Annotated in this window: 4 protein-coding genes; all 4 read right to left on the bottom strand. The window is 76.1% G+C overall.

Annotated features, from left to right (window positions below; genetic code table 11):
* A complete protein-coding gene (locus tag ACFVHV_RS33645) occupies positions 1-234 on the bottom strand; it encodes a hypothetical protein (protein WP_380356328.1) in 234 nt (77 codons plus the stop codon).
* Between the two features lie 145 nt (positions 235-379).
* On the bottom strand, positions 380-1204 hold the full coding sequence (ddaH, locus tag ACFVHV_RS33650) for a dimethylargininase (protein ID WP_380356331.1): 825 nt from the start codon (positions 1202-1204) through the stop codon (positions 380-382).
* 69 nt (positions 1205-1273) lie between these two features.
* Positions 1274-2569, bottom strand: a complete 1296-nt coding sequence (locus ACFVHV_RS33655) for an MFS transporter (protein WP_380356334.1) — start codon at positions 2567-2569, stop codon at positions 1274-1276.
* 6 nt (positions 2570-2575) lie between these two features.
* Complete coding sequence (locus ACFVHV_RS33660) at positions 2576-8053, bottom strand: amino acid adenylation domain-containing protein (RefSeq protein ID WP_380356337.1); 5478 nt, start codon at positions 8051-8053, stop codon at positions 2576-2578.
* Between the last annotated feature and the right edge of the window lie 14 nt (positions 8054-8067).

Below are 8067 nucleotides of genomic sequence, written 5' to 3' on the forward strand. Positions count from 1 at the left end.
TCAGGAACCGGTGCTGTTCCAGTCGCCGGTGCTGCCGTGCCCGGTGCTGGTCGGGGTCGGGGTGGGGACGGCCGTCGGCGTCGCGTCGCCGCTCACCACCGTCGCCGTCCCGGTGCCGGCCGACTCCGCCACGGCGGCCGTGGCGGAGAGGCCCGCGCCCAGGGCGACGACCACCCCGAGGCCGACCGTGAACAGCCGCAGGCGGGTACGGGCGGTGGCCGGACGCTGCGTCATCTCTGGTGCTCCCTTGGGTCGCTTCCCCGGGGGGAAGGGGTTCCGTCGTGGTGTGGCACCAGTCTGGCCGGGGGCGGTCAACGGCCGATCTACAGCCGAGCACCGGTGGTCACCACTGATCACCGGTGCCCGGCCGAGCCGCTTCTCAGACCTCCGAACGGTTCTCCGAACGAATCTCCAGGGTGCAGCACTTCACGCTGCCGCCGCCCTTGAGCAGCTCGCTGAGGTCCATCCCGATCGGCCGGAAGCCGCGCTCGCGCAGCCGCGCGGCCAGGCCGACGGCCGCCTCCGGCAGCACCACGTGCAGGCCGTCGCTCACCGCGTTGAGGCCGAACACCGCCGCGTCCTCGCCGCCCACCAGCAGCGCGTCCGGGAACAGCCGCCGCAGGACGGCACGGCTGCCGGCTGAGAAGGCCTCCGGGTTGTACATGATCTCGTCGCCGTCGAGCACGGCGAGCGCGGTGTCCAGGTGGTAGTAGCGCGGGTCGACCAGCTCCAGCCCGATCACCGGCCGGCCGAAGAACTCCTGGGCCTCCGCGTGCCCGTCGGCCACGCTGCGAAAGCCCCGCCCGGCCAGCACGGAGCCCGCGGTCAGCAGCAGGTCCCCCTCGCCCTCGTTGACGTGCTCCGGATCGCGCGTCTCGTAGCCCCGGGCGCGGAACCACTCCAGGTAGGCCGGGCCCTCCGCGGCCCGCTCGGCGTTGCGGAAGCGCGCGCCGAGCACCTTGCCGTCCACCACGGTGGCGCCGTTGGCCGCGTAGACCATGTCGGGCAGGCCGGGCAGCGGGTCGATCAGGTCGACCCGGTGGCCGAGCTCGCCGTAGAGGGCGTACAGCCGCTCCCACTGGGCGACGGCGAGGTCGGTGTCCACGGGCTTGGCGGGGTCCATCCACGGGTTGATCGCGTAGCTGACCTCGAAGTGGGTCGGACGGCACATCAGGTAGTGGCGCGGGCGGGCGGTGCGGGTCATCGGGGCCTCCGGGTGAGGGCGGATCGGGAGGTGGCGCGAGGTGGCGCGGGATGGGGCGGGGCGGCGCGGTCAGGCGGCGGGGTCCGACGGCCGGGTCGGGAAGTCGCGCAGGCCGCGCAGCGGGCTGGCCAGCAGCACCCCGCCGGCCGAGAGCAGCACGCCCGCCATCAGCCAGATGGTGCCGCGGGCGCCGATCACCTCGCCGAGCCAGCCGCCGAGCAGGGCTCCCACCGGGATCGCGCCGTAGTTGAGGGTCGCGGAGCTGGCCCTGATCCGGCCGATCATCTCGGGCGGGCAGTAGGCCTGGGAGAAGCTGCCGGCCAGGACGTTGCCCGCCACCACGCCGCAGACCGCGACGGCCCAGGCGAGTGCGCTGACCACGAGCGGCAGCCGCTCGCCCGCCAGCGGCAGCAGCAGGATGAAGGGCGCGACCACCAGCTCGCAGACCAGCAGCCCGCGCGCGGTGCCCAGCCTGCGGGCGATCCGCCCGGCCAGCATCGCACCGGCCAGCCCGCCGACGCTCACCAGCGCGAACACCGCGCCCACCGCGCCCGGTTCGATCCCCACGCTGCGCACCAGGAAGACCGTCTGCACCGCCTGGATGCCGTTCAGTCCCAGGTTGCCGACCGCCGCGAAGCAGGCGAACGTGCGCAGGTAGGGATCGCGCAGCAGGAACCGGACGCCCTCGCCGATCTCGCGCGGGATGCCGCGCCGTTCGGACACCGGCGGGGGGCGCTCCTCCGTCCTGATCCGCCGCAGGCAGAACGCCGACACCAGGTAGGTGAGCGAGTCGGCGAGCATCCCGCTGGCGGCGCCGAAGGCCTGCGCGAGCAGACCGGCCGCGCCCGGGCCGGCGATCTCCGCCGCCGAGGCCCCGGAGCGCAGCTTGACGTTGGCCTCCAGCAGGTCGGCCTTCGCCACCAGGGTGGGCAGCACCGCCCCGTAGGCGGTGGAGAAGAACACCTTCACCGCCCCGGTCAGCAGGGCCACCACCACCAGCTGGGCGAGGGAGAGCGCCCCCAACCACGCGGACACCGGGACGCTGGCGAAGAGGACGAGCAGCAGCAGGTCGCAGACCAGCATCACCCGCAGCCGGGGCCAGCGGTCCACCCAGGCTCCGGCCGGCAGGCCGAGGAACAGCCAGGGCAGCCAGGCGGCGGCGTTGATCACGCCCACCGCGAAGGGGCCGGCGCCCAGGGTGACCACGGCCACCAGGGACAGCGCCACGCTTCCGACGGCCGTGCCGAGGGTGCTGGTGGTCTCACCGATCCAGAGCCGGCGGAAGTCCCCCTGGGCCCACAGGCCCCACCGGCCGCGCGGCCGCTCCGGCGGCGCCGGTGATTCGATCGGGACGGTGGTGGTCATCGCGGGTCACGCTCCCGGCTTCTGGGTGTGCCGCTTCTGGGTGTGCGGCTTCTCGGTGTGCAGCTTCTCGGTCAGCACGGCGGCGATCCGTGCGAGGGGTTGCGGCCGGGTCAGCTCGCCGTGGGCGCAGGCCAGGCGGTGGCTCTCGATCCGGCCGTCCAGGTACGGCCGCCAGCTCTGCTCGTACGGCCAGTCGGCGGGCTTGCCGGTGGTCGCCCCGAAGAAGACGGCGTCCCCCCGGTAGCGGGCCGGCACGTGCTCGGCCATCAGCTTGCGGTGCCGGTCGAAGACCTCCGGCAGCACGGCCACGGCCTCCCCGAGCACGGCCCGCAGATCGGCGAGTCCCCGGCCGTCCGCCGGGTCGTGGCCGAGCGAGTGCAGCAACTCCGCGAGGGTGTCGGCGGTTTCGACGGGCGGGGCGTCGGCGGTGCGGACCGCCGGGGCGCCGTCGAGCAGGGCCAGCAGGCCGACCTCGGCGCCCTCGGCCCGCAGCCGCACGGCCATCTCCTGCGCGACCACCGCGCCGAAGGACCAGCCCAGCAGGTGGTACGGGCCGTCGGGACGCACCGCGCGGATCTGCCGCACGTAGTCCTCGGCGATCTCGGCGACGCTCGCCGGCGCGTCGCCGCGCAGGCCCCGGGCCTGGAGGCCGTACACCGGCTGCTCGGGGCCGAGGTGGCGCAACAGCCCGGAGTAGACCCAGCTGATGCCGGCCGCCGGGTGGACGCAGAACAGCGGGGGCCGGTCGCCGCCGGCGCGCAGCGGCAGCAGGACGTCCAGCGCGTCGGGCGCCGGGCCGTGGTCGAGCCGTCGGGCGAGCCCGGCCACGGTGGGTGTCTCGAACAGCGCCCGCATGCCGGGGTCCGTGCCGAGGGCGCAGCGGACCTCGGCGAGCAGCTTCATGGCGAGCAGGGAGTGGCCGCCGAGGTCGAAGAAGTCGTCGTCGATGCCGACGGCCTCCAGGCCGAGCACCTCCGCGAACAGCCCGCACAGGATCGACTCCTGCGGCGTCCGGGCGGCGCGGCCGCCGGCGAGCTGCCCGAAGTCCGGTGCGGGCAGCGCCGTCCGGTCGAGCTTGCCGCTGCCGGTGAGCGGCAGCGCGGCCAGCGGGACGACGGCGGCGGGCAGCATGTAGCCGGGCAGGTGGCCGGCGGCGAAGGCGCGCAGTTCGGCGGGGTCGAGCGGGCCGTCGGCCACCACGTAGGCGACCAGGCGCAGCCCGTCCGCGGCGGGCAGCACGGCGGCGGCGCCGACCCGCGGGTGGAGCGTCAGCACGTGCTCGATCTCGCCGAGTTCGATCCGGAAGCCGCGGATCTTCACCTGGTGGTCGGTGCGGCCGAGGTACTCCAGCTCCCCGTCGCGGGTGCGGCGGGCCAGGTCCCCGGTGCGGTACATGCGCACGCCCGGTTCGAACGGGCAGGCGACGAAGCGTTCCGCCGTCAGGCCGGGGCGGCCCAGGTAGCCGCGGGCCAGGCCCGGGCCGGCCAGGTACAGCTCCCCGGGCACGCCCGCCGGGACGGGGTTGAGGTACTCGTCCAGGAGGTACGCCCGCACCCCGGCGACCGGGCCGCCGAGACCGGGGCGCTCCGCCCCGCCGAGCGGCCGGCCGAGGGCGTAGACGGTGGCCTCGGTCGGGCCGTACAGGTTGTAGGCGGTGGTGCCCGGCGCCGCGCGCAGGCTCGTCCAGAGCTGCTGGCCGACGGCCTCGCCGCCCAGCACCAGGACGGCCGGGGCGGCGCCCTCCAGCAGGCCCTCGGCGAGGAGCTGCTCGGCGTAGGACGGGGTGACGTCCATGGCGCCGATGCCCTCCGCGCGCACGTACCGCACCAGCGCGGCCGGGTCGCGGCGCAGTTCGTCGCCGATCAGGTGCAGCTCGTGCCCGGCGAACAGCCAGAGCAGGCTCTCCAGCGACCCGTCGAAGCAGAGCGAGGCGGTGAGCGCGACGCGCAGTCGGCCGTGCGCGGCCTCGGCGGCGGCGATCGGCCCGGCCCGGTGGACGGCCAGCAGGGCGGCGAGGCTGCCGTGCTGGACGACGACGCCCTTGGGGCGGCCGGTGGAGCCGGAGGTGTAGATCAGGTAGGCGGCGTGGCCGGCCGAGGCGCGCGGGGCCGGATCGGTGTCCGGCCCGGTGGCCTCGGCGAGGGCCAGCACGGGGGTGCCGGCCAGCGCCTCGGGCCGGGGCCAGCCGTCGTCGGTGAGGACGAGGGCGGGGGCCGCGTCGGCGAGGGTGCGGGCGGTGCGGTCGCCCGGGTGGTCGGCGTCCAGCGGCAGGTAGGCGCCACCGGCCTTGTGCACGGCGAGCATGGCGACCACCGTCTCCGCCGAGCGCGGCAGGGCGAGGGCGACCACGGACTCGGGTCCGATGCCCCGCCCGATCAGGTGGTGGGCGAGCCGGTTGGCGCGGGCGTTCAGCTCGGCGAAGGTCAGCCGGACCTCGCCGCAGACCAGCGCGACCGCCTCCGGGGTGCGGGCGGCCTGGGCCGCGAAGGCGGCCGGGACCAGCGGGAGTTCGGCCGGCAGGGCGGCGCCGGCGGTCGGGAGCGCGGCGCGCTCCTCGGCCGACAGCAGCTCGATCCGGCCGATCGGCAGCTCGGGCCGGGCGGCCACCGCCGCCAGCAGCCGGCCGAGGCGCACGGCGATCGCCTCGACCGTCTCCCGGTCGAAGAGGTCGGTGGCGAAGTCGATCGCGCACTCCAGGCCGGCGGGTGCGCCGTCGGCGTCGAAGGACTCGCCGAGGCCCACGCTCAGGTCGAACTTGGCGACCGTCCCGGCGGAGGACACCGCCGAGGCGTCCAGGCCGGCCGCGGCGAGCGGCGCCGAGTCGCCCCGGCCCTCCAGCAGCAGCATCACCTGGAAGAGCGGGTGGCGGGCCAGCGAGCGGGCCGGGTTCAGCTCCTCCACCAGGCGTTCGAAGGGCACGTCCTGGTGGGCGTGGGCGTCGAGTTGGGTCTCCCGGACGCGGGCCAGCAGCTCGGTGAAGCTCGGATCGTCGGACGTGTCGGTGCGCAGGACCAGGGTGTTGACGAAGAAGCCGACCAGCTCGTCCAGCGCCTCGTCGCCGCGCCCGGCCACCACCGAGCCGATCGGGACGTCGGTGCCCGCGCCGAGGCGGGTGAGCAGCGCGGCGAGGGCCGCCTGCACCGTCATGAACATCGTCACCCGGTGCCGGCGCGACAACTCGCCGAGAGCGCGGTGGAGTTCCGCGCCGTACGGGACGACGACCCGCTCGCCGCGGTGCGAGGCGGCCGCGCGGCGCGGCCGGTCGACGGGCAGCGACAGCTCCTCGGGCAGGCCGGCCAGCGCCTCGCGCCAGTGGCCGAGCTGGCGGGCGAGCAGGCTCTCCCCGTCCTCCTCCCGGCCGAGCAGTTCGCGCTGCCAGAGCGCGTAGTCGGCGTATTGGACGGGCAGCGGCGCCCACCGCGGGGCCGCGCCGCCGGTGCGGGCCGCGTAGGCCGTGGCGAGGTCGCGCAGCAGCGGGCCCATCGACCAGCCGTCCCCGGCGATGTGGTGCAGGACGAGGGCGAGCAGGTGCTCCCCGGGCCCGGCCGGGATGACGTGGGCGCGGACGGGCAGGTCGGCGGCCAGGTCGAAGGGACGGTCCGTGCAGCTCGCCGGCTCGGTGCCGGGCGGCAGCAGCTCGACCCGGACGCGGGCCTGCTCGACGGGCAGGATCCGCTGGTAGGGGGTGCCGTCGAACTCCTCGATCAGGGTGCGCAGGCTCTCGTGCCGGGCGACCACGTCGCCGAGGGCGAGCTCCAGCGCGGCGGCGTCCAGCTCGCCCGCCACGCGCAGGACGAGCGGCAGGTTGTAGAGGGCGCTGGGGCCTTCCATCCGGTCGATCAGCCACAGGCGCTGCTGGGCGAAGGACAGCGGGACGCGCTCCGGGCGTTCGCCCGCCGCGCTCAGTGCCGGTCGCCGCGAGCCGGTGCCGAGGCGGGCGGCCAGCCCGGCCGCGCTCGGCGCCTCGAAGACGTCCCGGATCCCCAACTCGGCACCCAGCGCCGCCCGCACCCGGCTGAGCAGCTTGGTGGCGAGCAGCGAGTGGCCGCCCAGGTCGAAGAAGTCGTCGTCGATGCCGACGCCCTCCAGGCCGAGCACCTCAGCGAACAGCCCGCACAGGATCTCCTCCTGCGGGGTGCGCGCCGCCCGGCCGGCCGACAGCGCCCCGAAGTCCGGTTCGGGCAGCGCCCGGTGGTCGACCTTGCCGCTGCCCGTCAGGGGCAGGGTGTCGAGCAGGACGACGGCGGCCGGCACCATGTAGCCGGGCAGCGCCCCGGCGGCGAAGCGCCGCAGTTCGACGGCGAGTTCGGGCGTCTCCCGCCCCGCCGCGCGGTGGCCCACCGCGCAGTGGGCGACCAGGCGCCGGTCGCCGGTGCCGCTCTCCCGGACGGTGACCACGGCCTGGCGGACGGCGGGGTGGCGGGCCAGCACCTGCTCGATCTCGCCGGGTTCGATCCGGAAGCCGCGGATCTTCACCTGGTGGTCGGTGCGGCCGAGGTACTCGAAGCCGCCGTCGCGGGTGCGGCGGGCCAGGTCCCCGGTGCGGTAGAGGCGCGCGCCCGGCTCGAACGGGCAGGCGACGAAGCGCTCCGCCGTCATTCCCGGCCGCGCCAGGTAGCCGCGGGCCAGGCCGGTGCCCGCGAGGTACAGCTCCCCCGGCACCCCCACCGGGACGGGGTTGAGGTACTCGTCCAGGAGGTACGCCCGCACCCCGGCGATCGGGCCGCCGAGACCGGGGCGCCGCGCCGCGTCGAACGGCTGGGTCAGCGCGTAGACGGTGGCCTCGGTCGGACCGTAGAAGTTGTGGCCGGCGGTGTCGGGGTGCTCCCGCAGCCGCTGCCACAGCGCCTGGCCGACGGCCTCGCCGCCGAGCAGCAGGAGGCGCGGCGCGGGTGCGTCCAGCAGCCCCTCCTCGATCAGCTGCTCGGTGTAGGACGGGGTGAGGTGCAGGGCGTCGATCCCGGCGGCGGCCGTGTGGCGGACCAGCGCCGCCGGGTCGCGGCGCAGCTCGTCGCCGATCAGGTGCAGCTCGTGCCCGGCGAACATCCAGAGCAGGGGCTCCAGGGAGGCGTCGAAGCAGAGCGAGGCGGTGAGCGCGATCCGCTGCCGGCCGTGGGCCTCCTCGGTGCCCCGGATCAGGGCGGCGCGGTGGGCGGCGAGCAGGGCGGCGACGGCGCCGTGCGGCACCACGACGCCCTTGGGGCGGCCGGTGGAGCCGGAGGTGTAGATGACGTAGGCGGCGTCGCCCGGGTCGAGGGCGCACCACCCCGGGTCGGGCGCGGCGCCCTCGGCGGCCTCGGCCGGCGGGGCGACGTCGGACGGCGGGGCGGCGTCCAGGACGGCCTGGCCGGCCAGCACCTCGGGCAGCGGCCAGCGGTCGTCGGTGAGGACGAGCGCCGGTCGGGCGTCGGCGAGCATGTGGGCGGTGCGCTCGGCCGGGTACTCGGCGTCCAGCGGCAGGTAGGCGCCGCCGGCCTTGTGCACGGCGAGCATGGCGA

The sequence above is a fragment of the Kitasatospora sp. NPDC127116 genome, assembly GCF_042677365.1.
Classification (GTDB): domain Bacteria; phylum Actinomycetota; class Actinomycetes; order Streptomycetales; family Streptomycetaceae; genus Kitasatospora; species Kitasatospora lactacystinica.

Bases quoted from the DNA above. Each gene is read 5' to 3' on its own strand.
- ACFVHV_RS33655 (WP_380356334.1), bottom strand. From the start codon at position 2,569: ATGACCACCACCGTCCCGATCGAATCACCGGCGCCGCCGGAGCGGCCG.
- ddaH (WP_380356331.1), bottom strand. From the start codon at position 1,204: ATGACCCGCACCGCCCGCCCGCGCCACTACCTGATGTGCCGTCCGACC.
- ACFVHV_RS33645 (WP_380356328.1), bottom strand. From the start codon at position 234: ATGACGCAGCGTCCGGCCACCGCCCGTACCCGCCTGCGGCTGTTCACG.